At 65.0% G+C, this 21,686-nt stretch carries 18 protein-coding genes and 3 pseudogenes; 16 read left to right on the top strand and 5 right to left on the bottom strand.

From position 1 onward, the window contains the following. Positions 1-3 precede the first annotated feature (3 nt). Both LRS09_RS05960 and LRS09_RS05955 read left to right on the top strand, forming a co-directional pair. The gene (locus tag LRS09_RS05960) at positions 4-1,383 is read left to right on the top strand and encodes an FAD-binding oxidoreductase (protein ID WP_257804890.1); all 1,380 of its coding nucleotides are present in this window, start codon (positions 4-6) and stop codon (positions 1,381-1,383) included. 74 nt (positions 1,384-1,457) lie between these two features. Further along, the gene (locus LRS09_RS05955) at positions 1,458-2,474 is read left to right on the top strand and encodes an amidohydrolase family protein (protein ID WP_257804889.1); all 1,017 of its coding nucleotides are present in this window, start codon (positions 1,458-1,460) and stop codon (positions 2,472-2,474) included. Positions 2,475-2,477: 3 nt separating this feature from the next. Here the strand turns inward: LRS09_RS05955 and LRS09_RS05950 are convergent, their stop codons facing one another. From LRS09_RS05950 to LRS09_RS05935, 4 genes and pseudogenes are all read right to left on the bottom strand, one after another. Beyond that, positions 2,478-2,954 carry a MarR family winged helix-turn-helix transcriptional regulator gene (locus LRS09_RS05950; protein ID WP_257804888.1) on the bottom strand — a complete coding sequence of 159 codons (477 nt, stop codon included), beginning with the start codon at positions 2,952-2,954 and terminating at the stop codon, positions 2,478-2,480. Between the two features lie 194 nt (positions 2,955-3,148). Then, entirely contained in the window at positions 3,149-4,138 is a 990-nt protein-coding gene (locus tag LRS09_RS05945) for a tripartite tricarboxylate transporter substrate binding protein (protein ID WP_257804887.1), read from the bottom strand. Between the two features lie 55 nt (positions 4,139-4,193). Beyond that, positions 4,194-5,700: pseudogene (locus LRS09_RS05940) on the bottom strand (tripartite tricarboxylate transporter permease). Further along, entirely contained in the window at positions 5,701-6,150 is a 450-nt protein-coding gene (locus LRS09_RS05935; RefSeq protein ID WP_257804886.1) for a tripartite tricarboxylate transporter TctB family protein, read from the bottom strand. Positions 6,151-6,517: 367 nt separating this feature from the next. Between LRS09_RS05935 and LRS09_RS05930 the strand changes: the two genes are divergently transcribed. Genes LRS09_RS05930 through LRS09_RS05915 form a run of 4 tightly spaced genes read left to right on the top strand, consistent with a single transcriptional unit; the run spans position 6,518 to position 10,438 of the window. Then, a complete protein-coding gene (locus LRS09_RS05930) occupies positions 6,518-7,741 on the top strand; it encodes an FAD-dependent monooxygenase (RefSeq protein ID WP_257804885.1) in 1,224 nt (407 codons plus the stop codon). Further along, on the top strand, positions 7,741-8,556 hold the full coding sequence (locus LRS09_RS05925; protein WP_257804884.1) for an IclR family transcriptional regulator: 816 nt from the start codon (positions 7,741-7,743) through the stop codon (positions 8,554-8,556). Before LRS09_RS05930 ends, LRS09_RS05925 begins: the two co-directional genes overlap by 1 nt. Positions 8,557-8,567: 11 nt before the next feature. Further along, on the top strand, positions 8,568-9,248 hold the full coding sequence (locus LRS09_RS05920) for a dienelactone hydrolase family protein (RefSeq protein ID WP_257804883.1): 681 nt from the start codon (positions 8,568-8,570) through the stop codon (positions 9,246-9,248). An 8-nt stretch (positions 9,249-9,256) separates the two neighbouring features. Next, entirely contained in the window at positions 9,257-10,438 is a 1,182-nt protein-coding gene (locus tag LRS09_RS05915; protein WP_257804882.1) for an alpha/beta hydrolase, read from the top strand. Positions 10,439-10,489: 51 nt separating this feature from the next. On the opposite strand, the gene LRS09_RS05910 is transcribed toward LRS09_RS05915, so the two are convergent. Beyond that, positions 10,490-11,026 carry a VOC family protein gene (locus LRS09_RS05910; RefSeq protein WP_257804881.1) on the bottom strand — a complete coding sequence of 179 codons (537 nt, stop codon included), beginning with the start codon at positions 11,024-11,026 and terminating at the stop codon, positions 10,490-10,492. A 110-nt stretch (positions 11,027-11,136) separates the two neighbouring features. Between LRS09_RS05910 and LRS09_RS05905 the strand changes: the two genes are divergently transcribed. The 10 genes and pseudogenes from LRS09_RS05905 (at position 11,137) to LRS09_RS05860 (ending at position 21,686) form a co-directional block, all read left to right on the top strand. Next, on the top strand, positions 11,137-11,916 hold the full coding sequence (locus LRS09_RS05905; RefSeq protein WP_257804880.1) for a helix-turn-helix transcriptional regulator: 780 nt from the start codon (positions 11,137-11,139) through the stop codon (positions 11,914-11,916). An 8-nt stretch (positions 11,917-11,924) separates the two neighbouring features. After that, positions 11,925-12,656, top strand: coding sequence for an SDR family oxidoreductase (locus LRS09_RS05900; RefSeq protein WP_257804879.1), 732 nt, complete (start codon positions 11,925-11,927; stop codon positions 12,654-12,656). Between the two features lie 68 nt (positions 12,657-12,724). Continuing rightward, positions 12,725-13,588 carry a p-hydroxycinnamoyl CoA hydratase/lyase gene (locus tag LRS09_RS05895; protein ID WP_257804878.1) on the top strand — a complete coding sequence of 288 codons (864 nt, stop codon included), beginning with the start codon at positions 12,725-12,727 and terminating at the stop codon, positions 13,586-13,588. Continuing rightward, a complete protein-coding gene (locus LRS09_RS05890; RefSeq protein ID WP_257804877.1) occupies positions 13,581-15,707 on the top strand; it encodes an acetate--CoA ligase family protein in 2,127 nt (708 codons plus the stop codon). The genes LRS09_RS05895 and LRS09_RS05890 overlap by 8 nt, the downstream gene beginning before the upstream one ends. 30 nt (positions 15,708-15,737) lie before the next feature. Further along, complete coding sequence (locus LRS09_RS05885) at positions 15,738-17,183, top strand: NAD-dependent succinate-semialdehyde dehydrogenase (RefSeq protein ID WP_257804876.1); 1,446 nt, start codon at positions 15,738-15,740, stop codon at positions 17,181-17,183. 8 nt (positions 17,184-17,191) lie between these two features. Further along, positions 17,192-18,048 (top strand): annotated as a pseudogene (locus LRS09_RS05880) (p-hydroxycinnamoyl CoA hydratase/lyase). Positions 18,049-18,592: 544 nt separating this feature from the next. Beyond that, positions 18,593-19,473, top strand: a pseudogene (locus tag LRS09_RS05875) (glycine betaine ABC transporter substrate-binding protein). Positions 19,474-19,492: 19 nt separating this feature from the next. Beyond that, a complete protein-coding gene (locus tag LRS09_RS05870; RefSeq protein ID WP_257804875.1) occupies positions 19,493-20,116 on the top strand; it encodes an ABC transporter permease in 624 nt (207 codons plus the stop codon). A 2-nt stretch (positions 20,117-20,118) separates the two neighbouring features. Then, positions 20,119-20,760 carry an ABC transporter permease gene (locus LRS09_RS05865; protein WP_257810136.1) on the top strand — a complete coding sequence of 214 codons (642 nt, stop codon included), beginning with the start codon at positions 20,119-20,121 and terminating at the stop codon, positions 20,758-20,760. Then, positions 20,757-21,686, top strand: coding sequence for an ABC transporter ATP-binding protein (locus LRS09_RS05860; RefSeq protein ID WP_257804874.1), 930 nt, complete (start codon positions 20,757-20,759; stop codon positions 21,684-21,686). The genes LRS09_RS05865 and LRS09_RS05860 overlap by 4 nt, the downstream gene beginning before the upstream one ends.

The following is a 21,686-nucleotide window of genomic DNA, read 5'->3' as shown; positions in this document are numbered from 1 at the left end:
CGTATGACGAACTCGCTGCAGCAGGTGATCGACCGGCTCAAGCCGCATTTTGGCGAGCGGCTGTCGGTGTCGGACGCGGTGCGCGAGCACCATGGCCACGACATGTCGCGCCAGCCGACACGACTGCCGGACGCGGTGGTGTTTGCTGAGAGCGAGGACGAGGTGCAGCGCGTGGTGGCGGCCTGTTTCGAGCACGGCATTTCGGTCACGCCGTTTGCAGCCGGCTCGTCCATGGAAGGCCACACGATCCCGCTGAAGGGCGGCGTCTCACTCGACGTCAGCCGGATGAACCGCATCGTGACGGTCAACGGCGAGGATTTCGACGTGGTGGTCGAGGCCGGCGTGACGCGCAAACAGCTCAATGCGCACCTGCGCGACATGGGCCTGTTCTTCCCCATCGATCCCGGCGCGGATGCGACGCTCGGCGGAATGGCCTCGACGCGGGCGAGCGGCACGACGGCGGTGCGCTACGGGACAATGCGGGAGAATGTGCTGGCGCTTCGCGTGGTCACGCCCACAGGCAAGATCATCACCACCGGTCGGCGGGTGAAGAAGTCCTCCACGGGCTACGACCTGACCAAGCTCTTCGTCGGCGCGGAGGGAACGCTCGGCGTGATCACCGAGGTCACCGTGCGGCTGCAGCCAATTCCCGAGACCGTCGCCTCTGCCATCTGCACCTTCGAGACGATGCGCGGCGCGGTGGAGGCGGTGGTCGCCACGATGCAGAGCGGCATTCCCGTCGCGCGGATCGAATTTCTCGACGAGGTGGCGGTGGATGCGGCAAACGCGCATTCCAAGCTGGGGCTGAAGCGGGCGCCGACGCTGTTCCTCGAGTTCCACGGCAGCCCGCGCTGGGTGGAGGAGCAGTCGCGGACGGTCGCCGAGATCACGGCGGACCATGGCGGCTCGGACTTCGCCTGGTCGACACGCCCGGAAGACCGCGAGCGGCTGTGGAAGGCGCGGCACGAGACGATCTATGCCAACCAGTCGCTGCGGCCGGGCTGCAAGACCTACACGACCGACGTCTGCGTGCCGATCTCGCGGCTTGCCGAGGCGGTGCTCGCGGCACGGGCAGATGTCGACCAGTCTTTTCTGATCGCCAAGATCATCGGCCATGTCGGCGACGGCAACTTCCACGTCGGCTATCTGATCAAGCCCGAGATCGCAGAGGAACTCGCCGAGGCCGAGCGGCTTGCCGGACGGCTCTATGCCCGGGCGATGGAGATGGGCGGCACATTCAGCGGCGAGCACGGCATCGGCATCTCGAAGCTCCCCTACCTGCGCCGCGAACACGGCGACGCGGTGGACGTGATGAACGCCATCAAGGCGGCGCTCGACCCGGCCGGCATCATGAACCCCGGCAAGCTGGGCCAGACCGAGTGAATCGCGTCGTCACCAGTTGACCCGTCCCCGCGACCCGATACAGTATCAGGCGACCTGACATATTGGAGGACCGCATGCGCAAGATCGACATTTTCAACCACATCTGGCCGAAGCCCTTCTTCGACCGCCTGGTCAAGGAACTCGGCACGATGACTCAGATGACCAAGCGCTCGGGCGACGTGCCGATGATGACCGATCTCGACCGTCGCTTCGAGGTGATGGATATGTTCGGATCGGACTACCAGCAGGTCCTGTCGCTGGCCTCGCCGCCGCTCGAGAAGTTTGCGGGGCCAGAGGTGGCGCTCGAGCTGTCGCAGATCGGCTCGGATTCGATGGCCGAACTGGTGCAGAAATATCCGGATCGGTTCCCCACCTTCATTGCCACGGCGCCGATGAACAATCCGGATGCAGTGGTTGAAGAAAGCCGTCGTGCGATCGAGGATCTCGGCGCCGGCGGTGTGCAGATCTTCACCAACATCAATGGCAAGCCGGTCGATCTGCCTGAGTTCGAGCCGTTTTTCGACTACATGGCGAAGTCGGGCAAGCCGATCTTCCTTCATCCGGCACGAACGCAGGAGTTCGCGGACTACGAGACCGAGACGCGCTCCGAATACGAAATCTTCTGGACGCTCGGCTGGCCATATGAAACCTCGGTGACGATGGCACGCATGGTGTTCTCGCGCATGTTCGACAAGTTTCCCGGGCTCAAGGTCATCACCCACCACGCCGGCGGCATGATCCCATATTTCGAGGGCCGTGTCGGACCCGGCTGGGACCAGATGGGCAAGCGCACCAGCGACCGCGATCTGAAACCCGTGCTCAAAGCGCTGAAGCGGCCACATCTGGAGTATTTCAAGGAGTTCTACGCCGATACCGCCTCGTTCGGCTCACGCAAGGCGATCGAGCATGCGATCGAGTTTTTCGGCGAGGATCGCGTCGTGTTTGCCTCGGACGCGCCCTTCGACCCGGAAGGCGGGCCGATGTATATCCGCGAGACGTTGCGGATCCTCGACGCGCTCGACGTCACCGAGGAGGTGCGCCACAAGATCTATCACGGCAATGCCGAGAAACTGCTCGGGCTGACCGTATAAGGGTCAGCCGGCGGTCTCGTCCCGGGTGCGCAGATGATGCGCGAGATCGCGGGTCAGTTCGGCCAGCCTGCGATAGTCCTCGTCCGGCATCGCGCCGAAGACGTCCCGTTCGACCGCGTCGGCAAGCGCATCGCATTTCGCCAGCATCTCGCGGCCGGCGACGGTAACGTCCATGCGCAGGATCCGGCGGTTCGCGGGATCAGCCTTGCGGACGATGAAGCCGCGGCGCTCCAGGGCGGCGATCAGCTCGTTCATCGTCTGTGGCGTGACAAAGAAGCGCCGCGACAGCTCGGCCGAAGACAGTCCGGGACGGGCGCCGATGACGCTCAGCACCGTATACTGAATCGCCGTCATCTCGATGGCGGCCAGCGCCGCGTCCAGCCGGCTGCGCACCGCATGGTTCGCCTGATTGAGGAAGAACATGGCGCGCGGCCGCAGGATTTCGCGGTCGGCGCCGGTTGACGTCTTGCTCCTGGACAATGCCGTGTCTGCCCCTTGCTTTACCACCCGGACTAACCGGATTGGTGCGCCACATCAAGCGAACGCCGATCGCAGCGTTGCGCAGAATAGGCGGTTTTTTCCGTCGACGGGAAAAGGGGACCGCTTTGTCGGGGCCAAAAAGCGCCGAGGCGCCGGCATTGCTGCCGGCGCCCGCGTGTTGACCTTCCTACGCCTTACTGCGCCGGGATCTGGGCGACTTCGACGAGGCGCTTCCACTCCGTGATCGTGTCTTCCATCAGCTTCTGCGACTCCTCGGGCGTCGAGATGTAAGGATCGCCGCCCTGCTTCATCAGGAATTCTCTCGTCGCATCCTCGGCGAGGACCTTGTTGAACCAGCCATTGATCGTGGTGACGACGTCGGCCGGAACACCTGCCGGAACCATGGCGCCCCACCAGCCGAGCTGGTCGATATCGTAGCCCTGTTCCTTGAAGGTCGGTATATCGGGAATGCCCTGCAGGCGTTCCGCCGCGCCCAGTGCCAGGACCCGGAAGCGGCCGGCGCGCACTTGCGCCAGCGAGAAGACCGGATCGTGAGAACCGAAATCGACCTGGCCGCTCAGCATGTCGTTGACGGAATCCGAGGCCGTTCCGTAGGAGACGGGCAGCGTCTGGAGACCGGCGAGCTGCTTGAACTCCTCGGCCAGAACCCGGCCCGAGGTCGCGTTGACCGCATAGGAACCGTTGTCGCCCTTGGCCTTCTGGTCGGCGACGAGATCCGCCAGTGTCTTGTAGGGGCTGTCGGCGCGCACGGTGATCATGAAGGCCTGCTTGTTGACCGTGGCGATGGTCTGCAGGTCCTTGGCGGCATCGACCGGCGGCTTTTTCATCAGCCACATGTTGCCGGCGACCGAATTGCCCGAGTGCACGAAGATCGTGTGGCCATCGGCCGGGGCGCGCGCGGTGAATTCGGTGGCGATGCTGCCCGCGGCGCCGGGCTTGTTCTCGACGATGACCGTGTGGCCGGCAACAGCCGCGACCTTCTCGGCGAAGAAGCGGACGAGGACGTCGGCGCCGCTGCCGGCCGGGAACGCACAGATGAAGCTGATGTTCTTGCTGGGATAGGCTGTCTGCGCAAAGGCGAATCTGGGTGCCAGCAGCGCGGCGGTGCCGGCTGCGAGTGCCAGTGCCCTGCGGCGCGTCATCATAATCTGGTCATTGGACATTCTCTTCTCCTCCTGAGTGAGTCCGGCGTGATGCATGTGTGAATGCGAACGGAAGCTAGTCCTCCTGGAAAGCCACCTCTCGGGTCTTGCGGAACTGCGGAAAGACAATGAGCGCAATCACCAGCAACGTGGCGATCAGCAGCCCTGCCGAAATCGGGCGATCGAGAAAGATCATCGGATCACCTCGCGACAGCGTGAGCGAACGCCGTAGATTGGTCTCCATCAGCGGGCCGAGGATGAAGCCGAGGATCAGCGGTGCAGGCTCGCAGCCGAATTTCATCAGCACGTAGCCGAAGATCGAAAATACGATCATCAGGACCATCATGAACGGTTCGGTGCTGGTCGAGTAGACGCCGACGGCGCAGAACAGCAGGATCGCCGGGTAGAGGAACCGGTAGGGGACCGAGAGCAGTTTCACCCAGATGCCGAGCATCGGCAGGTTGATGACGACCAGCATCAGATTGCCGATCCACATCGATGCGACCATGCCCCAGAACAGTTCCGGGCGAGCGGTCATGACCGCCGCGCCGGGCTGGATGCCTTGGATGATCATCGCACCCATCATGATCGCCATGACGGGGTTGGACGGAATGCCGAGCGTGAGCAGGGGGATAAAGGAGGTCTGCGCGGCGGCATTGTTGGCCGCCTCCGGACCCGCCACCCCCTCGATCGCTCCGTTGCCGAACCGCTCCGGTCGACGTGTGATCTTCTTTTCGACGGTGTAGCTGGCGAAAGAGGCCAGCACGGCGCCGCCACCGGGCAGAATGCCGAGGATTGAGCCGAGACCGGTGCCGCGAAGCGCGGCGGGCCAGGCCAAGCGGAACTCGGAGCGGGTCGGCCACAGGTCGCGCAGGCGCGTCGAGATCGGCATGCGCTGGCCGGGCGGGTTCTCGAGATTGCGAATGATCTCGACAATGCCGAACAGACCGAGCACGAGGGGCAGGAAGTCGATGCCTTCCCACAGGCCGCCAATGCCGAATGTGTAGCGGGTCAGGCCGCTGTTGATGTCGGTGCCGACGAGACCGAGCAGCAGACCGATCAGCACCATAGCCACCGCCTTGAGGAGCGAGCCGTGCGCCAACACCACCGCCATCACCAGGCCGAGCACCATCAGGGAGAAGTAATCCGGCGAAGTGAATTGCTGGGCTATTTTCGACAGAAGCGGCCCGAAAGCCGCGAGAAAGACGGTGCCGACGCAACCGGCGAAGAAGGAGGCGAGCGCAGCTGTGGCGAGCGCCGACCCGGCGCGGCCGCGCTTGGCCATCTGATGCCCCTCGATGCAGGTAACGACCGAGGAGGCTTCGCCAGGCATGTTGACCAAGATGGAAGTGGTCGAGCCGCCGTACTCGAGCGCCGTAATAGATGCCTGCCATCATGATCAGCGCCGAAAGGGGGTCTAACCCGAATGTGATCGGCAGCAGGATCGCGAGCGTCGGTATCGGGCCGATACCCGGCAATGCCCCGATAAGCGTGCCGAGCAGCACGCCGATCAGACAGAACAAAAGGTTCTGCAGGGAGGCTGCGGCGACGAAGCCTGTCGCCAGATGCTCGAACATTTCCATCTAGCCGTTCCACCAGAGCGGCATCGGCTGGTTGAGGCCGAAGACGAAGACGACAGCAACGAACGTTGCGACGCAGATGGCGAAGATAACTGTCTCGACGATGCCTACGTTCGGCCGCGCATATGCGGCGACGATCATCATGATGATCGAGGTGAGAACAACGCCGATTTCTCGGATGAGAAAACTGAAGACGGCGAGCGCGACGAGGAGCATCAGGATCGGGCGCAGTTGCAAGCGCTCGATGGCCGGGCCTTCGACCGTGAATGAGCGCCCCGCGACGATGGCGCCGATCAAGACGATGAAGCCAGAGATGAGAAGGGGGAAGTATCCCGGCCCCATATTCCGCGCACTGCCGAGATCGAGATCGCGGCCGAGAACGATGCCTGCGAGTCCAATCAGCAGAAACACTATCCCCGCGCCAAGATCCTGCGGGCTCTTCACCTTGAGCATCAATTCTCCTCCCGGGCCTCCGCACGCTCAGCGCTTCGACGCGCCGGCGTCTCGACCTATCGGCTCACTGAACTGGCGGAGACCTCCTCCCGGGTCGTTCGCCGTGGGCCAACTCGATTTGATCATATCAAAGAGGGCGGCTCGCCCTTCACGCGCTTCACATTCGGCAGATCGTATGGCATCCTTATATCAGGCCACCATACATTCATTGTCAATGATGATGTCGGTCCTGCGGGCTTTGCCGGGCGATATCGGCTTTCCCGTCCGGTCGTTGGATTTAAGCAAAGAGAATTATACACTGTCAAAACGAATTTGACATCAATACGGACGCGTTTCATGGTTTCAGGCAATTCGGAGTGATCCAGCTATGAAAATCTCTGTCATCGGGGGCGGGATTGGCGGGCTGACGGCGGCGTTGGGGCTGCTGCGGCAAGGTTTCGACGTCCAGGTCTTCGAGCAGGCGCCCGAGCTTCGCGAAGTCGGCGCGGGCGTACAGATCAGTGCCAACGGCACCCGCGTCCTTTTTGCGCTGGGACTCGAGCAGGACATCATGAAGGTTGCCAGCGAGCCCGGTGGCAAGCAGATCCGGCTGTGGAACACCGGCAAGACCTGGAAGCTGTTCGACCTTGGTCCCCTCTCGGTGGCGCGTTACGGCTTCCCCTACATCACGATCCACCGCAACGACCTGCACCAGGCCCTCGCCGCCGGCATAAGGCGAATCGCACCCGACGCGATCAGGCTCGGCATGAAGTGCACGAGCATCGACCAGACCTCCCGCGACGTGACGCTGCGTTTCGCGGACGGGTCGATGGCAACCTCCGACATCGCGATCGGCGCGGATGGCGTTCATTCGGCCATCCGTGAATCGCTGTTCGGCGCAGATGACCCCAGATTTACCGGCATCGTCGCCTGGCGCGGCGTCATTCCTGTCGACCGGCTGCCGGAGCGCTTCCACCGTCCCATCGGCACCAACTGGATCGGGCCGGGCGGACACGTCATCCATTATCTGCTGCGCCGGGGCGAGTTGATGAACTACGTCTCGGTGGTCGAGCGGGCGAACTGGCAGGTCGAATCCTGGTCGGTGGCCGGCACGGTCGAGGAATGCCTGGCCGACTATCACGGCTGGCACGAGGATGTGCATACGCTGATCAAGGCTATCGACACGCCCTACAAGTGGGCGCTGATGCTGCGTCAGCCGATGGAGCACTGGACGCAAGGCCGCGTCACGCTGCTGGGCGACGCTTGCCACCCGACATTGCCCTTCCTGGCGCAGGGCGCGGTGATGGCGATCGAGGACGGCTTCGTCCTGGCTCGGGCGCTCGCCGCCAACGGCGACGACCACGAGTCCGCGTTCCGCCACTACGAGGCGGCGCGCAACGAGCGCACGGCGAAGATCGTCAAGGGCGCGGAGGCCAATCTCGGCCGGTTCCACAACCCCGCCCTCTCGGACGCGGCGCTGGCGGAAGCCTATGTCAATGCCGAATGGGAGGAATCCAAGGTCCGGCAGCGCTATGAATGGCTGTTCACATACGACGCTACGAGCGTGCCGGTCTCCGCGGACCGCTCGAGGGACCTGGTAGGCGCGGAATGATGGAGAAGATTCGCAACCAGCGCCGCATCCAGTCGATCGATGTCGGCTTCCGCCTCATCCGCGTGCTCGAGGCGGCCAGCGGCAAGCTGCCGCTGAGCAGGATTGCAGAGCTCGCCGACATGCCCGCCAGCAGGGCGCATCTCTACATGGCAAGCTTCATCCAGGCCGGTCTCGTCGAGCAGGATCCGGTTACGATGCGATACGGGCTCGGTCCCTACGCGCTGCAGCTCGGCGCCGCGGCGATGCGCCAGCTCGACGTGGCGCAGGTCTCTCGGGAGGCCCTCGACAGCCTGCAGTCGGCGACGGGGTTGCTGGTCTTCCTCACCGTCTGGGGCAATCGCGGTCCGGTTATTATCGCCAAGGTCGACGCCACCGTCGAGGTGCTGGTGTCGGTACGCGTTGGTTACGTCCTGCCGCTCTATCAAGCGGCGACGGGGCGGGTTTATCTCGCCTACAAGGCGCGTTCGGCAATCCAGCATGTCGAGGCCCGCGAGCGCCCTGTTGACGCGACGCTGAAGCGGCGGGCCGAGGAGAGCCTGCCGCTGATCAGACAGCGGCAGCTTGCCTTCTCCGACAGCCAGCTCAATGCCGGCTTTGCGTCGATTTCGGCGCCGATCTTCGACTATGCCGGCGAGATCGCCGCCGCTGTCACCGCGCTCGGAATGAAGAACGACATCGACATAGATCCGCAGGGACGGACCGCGCGGCGCGTGCATACTGCAGCGGCGGAAGTGTCCCGCAAACTCGGCTGTCCGTCCGACGTACTGCGCGACGACTTCGCCGACCCACCCGCCGACACCCGCAAATCAGCCTGAAGGATTTCGACATGGGAGAACTATTGCGGCTACGTGCTGCCGACGGTCATGAACTCGGCGCCTATCGCGCCGCTCCGGCCGGGACACCGATCGGCGGCATCGTGGTGCTGCAGGAGATATTCGGGGTCAACAGCCATATCCGCGGCGTCTGCGACGCATTCGCGGCCGAAGGCTATGTGGCCATCGCGCCGGCGCTGTTCGATCGCTTCGCGCGGGACTTCGCGTCCGGCTATTCACCGGAAGAGATCACCGCGGCTCTCGCTTACCTGAAATCGCTGGATTGGGACGCCCTGATGCTCGACACGCGCGCCGCGATCGAGCGCGTGCGGCAGGAGACGGAGGCCGTGTCGCTGGTTGGCTTCTGTCTCGGCGGATCGCTGGCTTTCCTGGCGGCGACCCAGGGCGACGGTCTCGATGCTGCCGTCTGCTACTACGGCGGCATGATCGCGAAGTTCGCCGACGCGAAGCCGCTTTGCCCGGTGATGATGCACTATGGCGAGACGGACAGTTCGATCCCGCTGAGCAATGTCGAGACCGTGCGCGTCAAATGTCCCGAGGCGGAGATTCATCTCTATCCGGCCGGGCACGGGTTCAACCGCGGCGCGCCGGGAACAGCCGACGCCGCACAGGCGGCGATCGCGTGGCAGCGCACCCTACGCTTCCTCAGCAACGCCCGCACCGCGCGGCCATGAACGAGCGCATGACCGCGACCGACCAAGCCTGGGCGCGAGTGCCGCTGATCATCTCCTTTCCGGAGACGGCACGCTTCACTGAGACCTATGGCTTTGCGGGCAATTCCGGCCGGATTAACCTCGAGGGCCAGCTGCTGCGCCCGGCACAGCCTTCCTCGACGGTCTATGTGTTCATGCATCCGACCTCGACGTTGCACTTGCTGCCGATGCCGACCGCGCTCGCTGACCGCGGCCTGCACGTGCTCTGTGCGGCAAGCCGCTATCCGAAGAACGACAGTGCGCTGATTATGGAGAAGGTGGCGATCGATCTCGGCCGTTGGCTGGACTACGCGCGTAACGAGCTGGGCTATGCCAAGGTCGTCCTCGTTGGCTGGTCGGGCGGCGGCTCGCTGTCGCTGTTTTACCAGGCGCAGGCGGAAAACCCGACCGTCACGCATACGCCGGCCGGCGACGAGGTCAATCTGGTCGAGGCGGGGCTGACGCCCGCCGACGCGGTGATCTTCATCGCCGCGCATCTGTCGCGGGCGGAGACGCTGACTGAGTGGCTCGACCCATCGGTGATCGACGAGCTCGACCCCGACAGGCGCGATCCCGAGTTCGACATCTATGCGCCGGACTGTCCACACCAGCCGCCCTACACGCCGGAGTTCGTCGCACGATTCCGCGCCGCGCAGGTCGTGCGCAACCGCAGGATCACGGACTGGTGCCTGGCGACACTGGACCGGCTCAGGACGCGCGGCGGACCCGAGCAGGAGCGCGCCTTTGTCGTTCACCGCACGATGTGCGACGTGCGCTGGTTCGACCCTTCGATCGACCCGAACGACCGCAAACCCGGTTGGAGCTACATGGGCGACCCGCGTACCGTGAATGTCGGACCGGTGGGGCTGGCGCGCTACACGACGCTGCGCTCATGGCTCAGCCAGTGGAGCTACGATCTATCGAACGCGAAGGGGCCGATGAACGCGCGGCTGATCCGCCGCACGCCGGTGCTACAGATCGAGAACAATGCCGACGAGGCGGTGCCGGCTACGCACAACCCGACGATCGCTGCGGCGCTGGCGACGCCCGACAAGGAATACCTACGGATCCCGCACGCGACGCACTACTATCTTGGCCAGCCCGAGCAACTGAAGCTGTGTCTCGACACACTGACCGACTGGAGCGGGCGGCACGGTCTTCTGGAGGCATGAAAAGGCCGCAGGCGCCCGAGGCGCCTGCGGCGTTTGGGAGGATACGAAATGTCAGGCGGCCTTGCCTTTCTTGGCGGCGATCATCTTCGCCTTCTTCTCGGTCCACGCGGCCATCTGGGCGTGCGCTTCGCGCGCAGCCTTCTCGAGATAGCCCGGCTCTTCGGTTCGCGCCGTGATCTCGAGGCGCAGGCCGTTCGGGTCGAAGAAGTAGATCGAGTTGATGAAGTCGTGGTCGACCACGTCGGTCGTCTTCACGCCCGCCTGCTGCAGGCGCTCCTTCATCTGCATCACCTTCTCGACCGACTCCACCTCCATGGCGAAGTGCATCACCCAGGCCGGCGTGTTGGGCGAAGGCAGCGGCATCTCGTTCTCGCCAAGATCGAAGAAGGCCATGTAGGAGCCGTCGCCCATCTCGAAGAAGAAGTGCGCGTAGGGCTTTTCCTCGCCGGTGCTCGGCACCTTGTCGGCGGTCATGCAGTTGACCAGCGGCAGGCCGAGCAGATCCTCGTAGAATTTCCGCGTCTCCTCGCCGTCGCGGCACGGAAAGGAATAGTGGTAAAGTCCCTTCACCTTGGGGGCGGGTGTCATGGCAGGTCCTCCGTTGGGTCGTCGTCTGCGCGACGGTTCCCGAAGCTAGCCTGTCGGGCGATGCGGTCTATCCCCCCGGCGGGAGGACACGTCAGCGGGAGGCAGTTGCGATGAGCGCGCAAACCCTTAACGACGCGCTGGCGGCGGCGGTCGCAGCCCTCGGCGCGGTGGAGTTTCCGGAGCGGTTCCTGGCCGTGCTGCGGGGGCTGGCCGGTGCGGACCTTTGTTCGGCCTTCGAACTCGTCGGGGACGGCGCGCCGCGCTACCTGTTCTCGGCGGGGCGGCATCCCGACATCCCTGACTTCGCGGAAAGCGCGTCGCTCGCCTATGCCCGAAACTACTGGCAGCGCGACCGGGCCACGCAGCGCGCGTTGGCGCAGGCGGCCGGATCGGTGCAGATCGTCCGCCAGGCCTGGAACGGCATCACCGACCCCGACTACCGGCGTACCTGCTACGAGCGCGGCGGCATCGTCGAACGGCTGACGCTCTATGCCGGTGGCGCGCGTCCGCTGTTCGCCAGCGCCTACCGGACACGCGCGAGCGGTCATTCCGGCGCCGCCGAGGTGGAGGCGCTGGAGGGCGCCGCGCCGCTCGTCATGGCGCTGCTGGCCAAGCACCTGGAGACGGCGCAGCGCCCGGCGGAGGGCCAACCGGCACCCCTGCACGAGATCGCGCGGCGGCTTCTCGACTGCGGCCACGCGCTGAGCGAGCGGGAGGCCGCGGTCGCGGCGTCGCTGTTTCTCGGCAGGACGCAGCGGGACATCTCGGCGGCCACCGGTATCGCGCTGAGCAGCGTGATCACCTACCGACGACGCGCCTACCGCAAGCTCTGCGTGAGCGACAGGCGCGGGCTGGCCGATTTCCTCCAGTCACTGGACCAAAGGCACTGACGGACAGCATGGCAACGGATCTCACGGGCAAGGTCGCGATCGTCACCGGAGCGAGCTCCGGCATCGGCTGGGAAATTGCGAAGGCCTATGCCGCGGCGGGTGCGAAGACGGTAGTGGCGGCGCGGACCGCGGCGAAGCTGGATGAGCTTGTGCGCGAGATAACCCGGGCCGGCGGTTCAGCGCTCGCCGTTTCCTGCGACGTGACCGACGAGGCGCAGGTCGAGGCGCTGTTTTCCCGCTGCCGCGAGGCCTATGGCGATCCGGATATCCTGGTGAACAATGCCGGCATTGCCGACCATACGCCGACGGTCGACATGACGCTGGCGCGGTGGGACGAGATCCTGCGGATCAACATCACGTCGGTCTTCCTGTGCAGCCGCGCTGCGCTGCGGAGCATGATCCCGCGGCGCAAGGGTAGAATCATCAACATCGGCAGCATCTCGGCCAAGGTGCCCCGGCAGCACACGGCCGGTTACACCGCTTCCAAGTTCGCGCTGGAAGGGCTGACGCGTTCCCTTGCGCTCGACGGCCGCGAGCACGGGATCGCCGTGTCGATGCTGCATCCTGGCTCGACCCAGAGCATGCTGGTGCCGGGCGTCACCGACCGGCCGCGGCCGAACTCGATGAACCCGGCCGATGTCGCTCGCGTGGCACTGATCATGGCGACGCTGCCGGACGACGTGAACCTGTTCGAGACGACGATGCTGCCGGTCGGAATGCCGTTTCTGGGACGGGGCTGAGCGGGCATGTCAGGTTGACGAATATATGGCTACCTGATATCCAGCCGCGACAGTCACGGAGTTGTCCCATGCAAACCGCCGAAGCCGCTTCCAGTGCCCCGAAACAGAATGGGGCATGGGGCGAGAACGTCACCGTCGAGTTCGAAGACGGCATCGCGTGGGTGACGCTCAACCGCCCGGCGCGGCGCAACGCGATCAATCCCGGCATCGTCTGGGAGATGAACGCGATCATGGACGCGCTGGAAGCCGACGACCGCTGCAAGGTGATGGTGGTGACCGGCGCGGGCGAATCCTTCTCGGCCGGCATGGACCTGAAGGAGTATTTCCGTGCCACCGACAAGGTGCCGCCGATCGAGCGCGAGCGCCTGTTCCGCGCCAATGCCGCGTGGCAGTGGCGCCGCATGATGCAGTATCCGAAGCCGACGATTTCGATGGTCAACGGCTGGTGCTTCGGCGGCGCGTTCCAGTTCCTGATCGGCTCGGACCTCGCCGTTGCCTCCGAGGACGCCGTGTTCGGCCTGTCCGAGATCAACTGGGGCATCATCCCGGCGGGCATCGTCACCAAGGCGGTGGTCGAGGTGATGAGCTTTCGCGACGCGATGTATTACATCATGACCGGAGAGACCTTCACCGGCCGCCAGGCGGCCGACATGAAGCTCGTGAATAAGGCGGTTCCGGCGACCGAACTGAAGGACAAGACGCGCGAACTGGCCAGGACGCTGATGGACAAGAACCCCTACGTGCTGCGCCAGGCCAAGACGGCGGCGCGTTTCGTCAAGGATCTGACCTGGGATCAGGCCGGCGACTATCTGATGGCGAAGTCGGACCAGACCGAGTTCCGCGATCCCGAGAACGGCCGCAACACGGGGATGAAGCAATTCCTCGACGACAAGTCGTTCAAGCCCGGGCTCGAAACCTATGATCGTGGCTGAGGCCGCGCGGCCGGTCTCGTCCGACGCGGCGATCGACCTCGACCGGCTGCTGACGCCGCGCTCGGTCGCGATCGTCGGCGCGCAGCCGGAACCGACCTCGATCGGCGGCGGCGTTCTCGCCAATCTCGAGGCCTTCGGCTATTCCGGCCGGATCCACCTCGTTAGCCGCTCGAAGGACGAGATCCGCGGCCGGCCCTGCGTCAAAGCGATCGGCGACCTGCCGAAGGGCATCGACGTCGCGGTGCTGATCGTGCCGCAGGGCGCGATCCTCGACTCGGTGCGCGCCTGCGCGGAGCGCGGCATCGGCGCGGTGATCGTGTTCGCGTCCGGCTTCGCGGAGGCGGGAGACGAGGGCCGGCTGCAGCAGGACGAGCTGGCGCGGCTGTGCACCGACAACGGCATCGCGCTGCTCGGCCCGAACTGCATGGGCTACACGAACTATTCCGCCGGCATCCCGCTCACCTTCGAGCCGGTCGACGTCCGGCAGCCTGCGGCCGCGGGACGCCGCGTCGCCGTGGTGGCGCAGAGCGGCGCGACGGCCGCCAACATCCGCTTCGCCATGCACGCGCGCGGCATTGAGACCTCGCTCGTCATCGCCACCGGCAACGAGGCGACGCTGGGCGCGGAGCGCTTCATCGACGTGATGATCCGCGATCCCCAGAACACCGCGATCGGCGTCTATGTCGAGCAGATCCGCAATCCGGGCCTGTTCCTCGCAGCGGCCCGGCGGGCGCGCGAGAAGGGCATCCCGATCGTCCTGCTGCATCCCGGCTCCAGCGCCCGCGGCCGGGCCGCCGCCCAGTCGCACACCGGCGCGCTCGCCGGCGACCATGCGGTGATGGAGACCATCCTGCGCAACGAGGCCATCGCGCTGGTGGACACGACGGACGAGCTGTTCGACGTGCTCGCCATCCTGTCGCGCTTCCCGACGCCGAAGCCGGGCAAGGCCGGCGTGGTGACGAATTCCGGTGCCATCCGCGGCCTCTGCTTCGACTTCTGCGAGCGCATCGGGCTCGAACTGGCGACCCTGTCGCCCGAGATCGAGGCGGAGATGCAGACGCTGGTGCCGCCCTATGTCCACGTCGACAACCCGTTCGACATCGGCACGGTCGGCTTCGCCAATCCCGCCATCTACGGCACCTCGGCCGCGGTGCTGCTGAAGCAGCCGGACGTCGGCATGGCGCTCCTGTCCTATGCCGGCGGCTCGCCGAAGATGCAGATCGCCAAGTCCGACGCGATCATCCCGGTCTATGCCTCGGCGACGAAGCCGGTGATCCTCAACATCGTCGGCGACGACTATCCGCTCGACGAGCGCTTCATGGCGGATGTGCGCGCGAGCGGCATTCCCTTCTTCCGTTCGCCGGAACGAGCGCTGCGCGCGATGGCGGCGGTCTCGGCATATGCCGACGCGCGGGCCGCGGTCAGCGAGCAGAAAACGGTCCCGCCTGTGCGGACGAGGGTCGCAGGTTCCGGAGTCGTTCCAGAATATGCCGGCAAGCGCGTGCTGGCCGATCTCGGCATCGCCGTGCCGCGCGGCGAGATGGCGACGAGCATCGAGGAAGCCATCGCCGCCGCCGCACGCATCGGCTATCCCGTCGTCATCAAGGCGCAGGCTGTCGCGCTCGCACATAAGAGCGACGTCGGTGGCGTCATCGTCAACATCGCCGACGAGGCAGCACTTCGCGCGGCGTGGGACCGGCTGCACGGCAGCGTCTCGGCGGCCAGACCCGGCCTCGTGCTGGACGGCGTGCTGGTCGAGGAGATGGCGAAGCCCGGCCTCGAGATGGTGGTCGGCGCCCGCCGCGACGCGCAATGGGGGCCGGTCGTGCTGGTCGGCCTCGGCGGCGTCTGGATCGAGGCGCTGAAGGATGCCCGGCTGCTGCCGGCGACGACGACCCGTGAGCGCGTCATCGCCGAACTCGGCAAGCTCAAGGCGGCGTCGCTGCTGGGGCCGTTCCGCGGGCAGCCGGCGCGAGACGTCGGCGCGATTGCGGACGTCGTGGTGAAGCTCGGCCGGCTGATGCTGGCGGACCCGTCGATCGCTGAGGTCGACATCAATCCGCTGATGGTCGGCGCCGAGGGCGCAGTCGCGCTCGATGCGCTGTTCGTGAAGGACTGACGCGGCGACTTTTGCCGCACGGGAGGGATCATGGCCCAGGATGCCCGGTACGGAACGCTTCAGCTCTTTGTCGACGGACAATGGCTCGATGCCGGCGACCGCGTCACCGAGGACGTGATCAATCCGGCGACCGGGGACGCCATCGCTTCCCTGCCGCATGCCAGCGGCGACGACGTCGACGCGGCGGCCTTGGCTGCCGGACGGACGTTCAAGTCGTGGAAGGTCCTTCCAGCCTACGATCGTGCGAAAATTGTCCGCAAGGCGGCGGACCTGCTGCGCGAGCGTGTCGAGCACATCGCCACGCGGGTCGTGCTGGAGCAGGGCAAGCCGATGCTGGAGGCGCGGCAGGAGGTGCTCGCCGCCGCCGACATCTTCGACTGGACGGCCGACGAGGGCCGGCGCACCTATGGCCGCATCGTGCCGTCGCGCATGCCCGGCGCCCGCTGGCTGGTGACCAAAGAGCCGGTCGGCCCGGTCGCCGCCTTCACGCCCTGGAACATCCCGATCGTGATCCCCGCGCGCAAGATCTCGGCGGCGCTGGCGGTGGGCTGCACGATGGTGATCAAGCCCTCCGAGGAGACTCCCGCTTCTGTGCTCGAGCTGGCGCAGGCGCTCGATGATGCCGGCCTGCCGAAGGGCGTGCTCAACGTCGTCTACGGCGTTCCCTCCGCAGTGTCGGAGCAGCTGATCGCGCATCCGGCGATCCGCAAGATCACCTTCACCGGCTCGACCGTCGTCGGGCAGCATCTGGCGAAGCTGGCGGCCGAGGCCGGCGTCAAGCGCGCCACGATGGAGCTCGGCGGGCATGCGCCGGTGCTCGTGTTCGAGGATGCCGATCTCGATCACGCGGTGCGCTCGATGGTCGCCGCGAAATATCGCAATGCCGGCCAGGTCTGCGTTTCGCCGACACGGTTCTACGTGCACGACAGCCTGCACGACCGCTTCGTCGACGGTTTTGCGAATGCGGTAAAGGCGATCACGGTCGGAGATGGGCTCGACCCTTCCACCGCAATGGGCCCGCTCGCCAATCCGCGCCGCATCGCGGCGATGGAGCGGCTCGTGGCGGATGCTGTCGGGCATGGCGCGACGCTTGTCGCCGGCGGGGAGCGCGGCGCCAACCGCGGCTACTTCTTCCAGCCGACGGTTCTCGCCAACGTGCCGGTCGAGGCGGCCGCGATGAACGAGGAGCCGTTCGGGCCGATGGCGATCACTTCGCCGTTCTCCTCGTTCGACGAGGTGATCGAGCAGGCCAACCGTCTGCCCTTCGGCCTCGCCTCCTATGCCTTCACGACCTCGTCGAAGACGGCGGCGATGGTGGCGGACGCGCTGGAGGCCGGTATGGTCGGCCTCAACAACAATTTCATCAACATGCCCGAGACGCCATTCGGCGGCGTGAAGCAGAGCGGCTACGGCAGCGAAGGCGGCACCGAGGGCATGGACGCCTATCTCACCACCAAGTTTGTCAGCCAGACGTGAGCACCTCGATGACCCAGGACAAGACCGCCAAAACCCGCCCCGAACCGTGGGGTAAGGACGTGCTCGTCGAGTTCGAGGAGGGCATCGCCTGGGTGAAGCTCAACCGCCCGGAAAAGCGCAACGCGATGAGCGTCGGCCTCGCGGAGGAGATGAACAGGGTCCTCGATGCGCTCGAAATCGACGACCGCTGCGGCGTCATCGTGCTCACCGGCATGGGTGAGGCGTTTTCCGCCGGCATGGATCTGAAGGACTTTTTCCGCGCCACCGACGGCGTCAGCGACATCGAACGGATGCGCGCCTACCGCTCCACCCGCGCCTGGCAGTGGCGCACGCTGATGCACTATTCAAAGCCCACCATCGCCATGGTCAACGGCTGGTGCTTCGGCGGCGCCTTCACGCCGCTGATCTGCTGCGACCTGGCGATCGCGTCCGACGATGCCGTGTTCGGCCTGTCGGAGATAAACTGGGGCGTCATCCCCGGCGGCGTCGTGTCCAAGGCGATCTCGACGCTGATGAACGACCGCAAGGCGCTCTACTACGTGATGACCGGCGAGCAGTTCGGCGGCAAGGTCGCGGAGCAGCTCGGCCTGGTCAACGAGTCGGTGCCCGCCGACCGGTTGCGCCAGCGCACGGTGGAGCTCTGCAGGGTCCTGCTGGCGAAGAACCCGACAGTGCTGCGCCAGGCGCGGATGGCTTACAAGCCGTTCGCGAAATGACCTGGGAGGAATCGGCGGAATATCTCACCGCCAAGGCCGACCAGACGACCTTCGTCGACCCGGAGCGCGGCCGCGCCAAGGGCCTGTCGCAGTTTCTCGATGAGAAGACCTACCAGCCCGGTCACGGCAGCTACAAGCGCGAGGGCTGATAAACCGGCTTCCCCGACGGGTCCGACGCCGATTCGCGAGACCTGAACGTTCCGTCAGCGGGACTGTTCTCCCGGGACTGCCCGGGCTTCTCGGGGGTCGATCGCCTTTGGAACCTGTCTCAAGCACCACGTCGCATTGTCGGTCGCTTGTGGTGCGGGCTTGTGCGTCGGCGAGATGCCGATGCTGAAACTCGCCGACGTCGGGCCCGTGCTTCTCAAGGTGGAGCGCGGCAATGCGGACGGCACAGCAATGCGATGCTTTCGGAGAGTCTGTTCGCGCTTCTGCGTCAGGGGTGAAAGAGTCCTGAGCCTGGCTTATGCGAAAGCCGAGCCGAGATGTCGAGCGTGCCCCAGCAGTGCGGATTGGTCTCCTGAGTTCGCTCGACCAACTGCACGACCGAGATCTCGGAGCGCTGTCAGCAGTCTGGTTTTTTTCGCGCGCTCCCCTGATTTTGGAATGGCGACGCTGGCGAATTAGTGCAACTCTTCGCTATTGCGAAAGCCAGACCAGTCGAGTTCTCGACCCAACAACGGAGCCGCCTCTATGATTTCCCGCCTATTCAAGTCCATTGCGATCAGCGGCTTGGCGGCTGTCACCTCAGTTCTGGCCGCGCACGCAGAGCCGGTCAAAATCGGCAGCAAGAACTTCACCGAACAGTTCATCGTCGCCGAGATTTACGCCCAGGCGTTGGAAAAGGCCGGAATCGAAGTCCAGAAGCGTCTCAATCTCGGCGCCACCCAGATCGCCCACACGGCGCTGACCAGCGGCGAGATCGACCTTTATCCGGAATATACCGGGACCGCGCTTGCAGCCGTGGTGAAGGGAGAGCTGACGAGCGACCCGGACCAGATCTACACCGACGTGAAAAAGCACTATGAAGACCAGCTTCAACTGACGCTGCTGAAGCCGACCGCGATCAACAACGGCTATGCGATCATCATGCTTCCCGACCGCGCCGCCGAGTTCAAACTGAAGACGCTGACGGATCTCGGCCCGGTCTCGAAGGATCTGACTTTTGGCGCCGAAGGCACGTTCGGCGAGCGCAAGGACGGCTTGCCGGGTCTGGAAAAGGTGTACGGCATCAAGTTCAAGGAGTTCGTGAAGTTCGCGAAGCTTGGCATTCGCTACAGCGCCTTGACCAGCAAACAGATCGACGTCTCGTTCGGGTTCGCAACCGATTGGCAGATCGAGGACAACAAGCTCGCCGTGCTGGAGGATGATAAGGGTTTGTTCCCCCCTATTATCTGGTGCCCGTCGTGCGCCAGGATGCGCTGAAGGCCAACCCGAAGATCGCCGAGGTTCTCGACAAGCTGGCGCCGTTGCTCACCAACGAAAAGATGCGAACCATGAACGCGGCCGTCGAGCGCGACCGCAAGGAGCCGGCAGAGGTTGCGGCTGAGTTCCTGAAGGCCGAGGGTATCTGACCGGCCTGGAAAGACCCGCGTGATCTGGGCGCCCAAGAACCTTGGTCTGATCCTTGATGCCGCCGGACAGCACCTGGTGCTGTCCTTCCTGTCGGTGCTCATTGGCGGCATCGTCGCGTTGATCCTCGGGATCATCTCGGCGCGGCGCCCGAGGCTCTACGCCTTCTTCCTGACCGTGGCGGGGATCATCTTCGTGATCCCCAGCCTGGCGCTTTTTGCCTTCCTGATCCCGGTCATGGGACTGGGAATGAAGCCTGCAATCACCGGCCTTTCGTCGTACTGCGTGCTCATCCTGTTGCGAAACGTCGTCACCGGATTGCGCAATGTGCCCGACGAACTGCTCGATGCAGCCGACGGAATGGGGTTCAGTCGTTGGCAGCGGCTGATCCGCGTGGAACTGCCGCTTGCCCTGCCGCTGATCGTCTCGGGCGTCAGGATCGCGCTGGTCACCGTCATCGGCATTGCGACGATCGCGGCCTTCATCGATGCAGGCGGGCTCGGATCGATCATCCTGGCCGGCATCGACCAGAACTTCCCCGAGAAGATCATCGTCGGCGGCGGCCTTACGGCGCTGATCGCCATCTTCTTCGACACGGTGATGACCTGGCTCGAGCGGCGGCTGCAGCGCTGGAGGCAGGCGTGAACCTGCTGGCGGAGGCTTTCAATTGGATCGTCGCCAATCCCGGTGACTTCAACCAGGCGCTGCGCCAGCACCTGATCATGTCCTTTGCCGCACTGGCCTTCGCGCTGGCGATCGGATTGCCCCTTGCGGTGGTGATCCTCAGACACGGCGGTCTGGCTGCGGCGGCGATCAATGTCGTCAACGGCCTGCGCACACTGCCCAGCCTTGCCATCCTCGCGATCATGATGCCGCTTCTCGGCATCGGGTTGTGGCCCTCGATCGTGGCGCTGACCATTCTGGCGCTGCCGCCAATCCTCATCAATGCCTATATCGGCCTGCGCGATGTCGACCAGGACGCTGTCGAAGCTGCCACCGGCATGGGCATGAGCAACGGGCAGATCCTGCGCAAGATCCGCATTCCGCTCGCCGCGCCGGCGATGTTTGCCGGTTTGCGCACTGCCACAGTGCAGGTGCTGGCGGGCGCGACGCTGGCGCCCTTCATCGGCGGTGGCGGCCTTGGAGACTTTATCGCCGTCGGCGTGGCCGGCATGGATCAGTCACGGTTGCTGGTGGGCGCCGTGCCGATAGCGTTGCTGGCGCTCGGGGCCGAGTTCTCCCTCGGCCTCACCGAGCGCTGGCTGTTCGGAGAAAGACGCGCCGCATGATCACGATGAAGAGCGTTACAAAACGCTTCGGCGAGGGCGGCACGCCGGCGGTTGACAATCTGGACCTCGAAGTGCCCGACGGCGTGACGGTGGCGCTGGTCGGTCCTTCAGGCTGCGGCAAGACGACGACGATGCGCATGATCAACCGCCTGATCGAGCCGACCAGCGGCGAAATCACCGTCAGCGGTCAGGATGTGCGCGCAGCGGATCCGGTGCAGCTGCGCCGCCACATCGGCTATGTCATCCAGCAGGTCGGCTTGTTCCCTCATATGACGATCTGGGAGAATCTTGCTTCGGTTCCCCGCCTGCTCGGCTGGGAACGCGCGAAAATCGACAGCCGGAATCGTGAGTTGATGGCTCTTGTCGGTCTCGACGCATCGATGTTGACACGCTATCCGCGACAGCTGTCGGGCGGGCAGCGCCAACGCGTCGGCGTCGCGCGTGCCCTCGCGGCCGACCCGCCGGTCCTTCTCATGGACGAACCCTTCGGCGCCATCGATCCGATCGCCCGCACACGGCTGCAGAACGAATTCAAGCAAATCCTCAAGCGCGTGAAAAAGACCGTCGTCATGGTGACGCACGACATTGACGAGGCAGTGCGGCTTGGCGACCGCATCGCCATCATGCGCGACGGCAAGATCGTCCAGTATGATACGCCGGAGACAATTCTCTCCCGGCCAATCGACGGCTTCGTAGAAGATTTCGTCGGTGCGGACAGGGCACTGAAGCGTCTCAGCCTGTTTGCGGTCAGCGAGATCATGGTGCCTGGAGAGGCGTCGTCGTCGCTGCCCCGCATCGCCCATGACGCCGACCTGCGCGACGCGCTCTCGACCATCGTGGCCGCCAAGAGTGACGCCGCCGTGGTGACGAACGAATCCGGAGCGGTGATCGGAACGATCAAACGCGAAGCCATTCTGGCTTTCTGA

This window comes from Mesorhizobium sp. J428, from assembly GCF_024699925.1.
In the GTDB taxonomy this organism is placed as follows: domain Bacteria; phylum Pseudomonadota; class Alphaproteobacteria; order Rhizobiales; family Rhizobiaceae; genus Mesorhizobium_A.
The sequence above is the reverse complement of the archived record's forward strand: the minus strand, read 5'-3'. Positions and strand labels throughout refer to the sequence as shown.

Bases quoted from the DNA above. Each gene is read 5' to 3' on its own strand.
- LRS09_RS05860 (WP_257804874.1), top strand. From the start codon at position 20,757: ATGATCACGATGAAGAGCGTTACAAAACGCTTCGGCGAGGGCGGCACG.
- LRS09_RS05895 (WP_257804878.1), top strand. From the start codon at position 12,725: ATGCAAACCGCCGAAGCCGCTTCCAGTGCCCCGAAACAGAATGGGGCA.
- LRS09_RS05945 (WP_257804887.1), bottom strand. From the start codon at position 4,138: ATGTCCAATGACCAGATTATGATGACGCGCCGCAGGGCACTGGCACTC.
- LRS09_RS05915 (WP_257804882.1), top strand. From the start codon at position 9,257: ATGACCGCGACCGACCAAGCCTGGGCGCGAGTGCCGCTGATCATCTCC.
- LRS09_RS05910 (WP_257804881.1), bottom strand. From the start codon at position 11,026: ATGACACCCGCCCCCAAGGTGAAGGGACTTTACCACTATTCCTTTCCG.
- LRS09_RS05925 (WP_257804884.1), top strand. From the start codon at position 7,741: ATGGAGAAGATTCGCAACCAGCGCCGCATCCAGTCGATCGATGTCGGC.
- LRS09_RS05905 (WP_257804880.1), top strand. From the start codon at position 11,137: ATGAGCGCGCAAACCCTTAACGACGCGCTGGCGGCGGCGGTCGCAGCC.
- LRS09_RS05885 (WP_257804876.1), top strand. From the start codon at position 15,738: ATGGCCCAGGATGCCCGGTACGGAACGCTTCAGCTCTTTGTCGACGGA.
- LRS09_RS05935 (WP_257804886.1), bottom strand. From the start codon at position 6,150: ATGCTCAAGGTGAAGAGCCCGCAGGATCTTGGCGCGGGGATAGTGTTT.
- LRS09_RS05960 (WP_257804890.1), top strand. From the start codon at position 4: ATGACGAACTCGCTGCAGCAGGTGATCGACCGGCTCAAGCCGCATTTT.
- LRS09_RS05900 (WP_257804879.1), top strand. From the start codon at position 11,925: ATGGCAACGGATCTCACGGGCAAGGTCGCGATCGTCACCGGAGCGAGC.
- LRS09_RS05930 (WP_257804885.1), top strand. From the start codon at position 6,518: ATGAAAATCTCTGTCATCGGGGGCGGGATTGGCGGGCTGACGGCGGCG.
- LRS09_RS05920 (WP_257804883.1), top strand. From the start codon at position 8,568: ATGGGAGAACTATTGCGGCTACGTGCTGCCGACGGTCATGAACTCGGC.
- LRS09_RS05955 (WP_257804889.1), top strand. From the start codon at position 1,458: ATGCGCAAGATCGACATTTTCAACCACATCTGGCCGAAGCCCTTCTTC.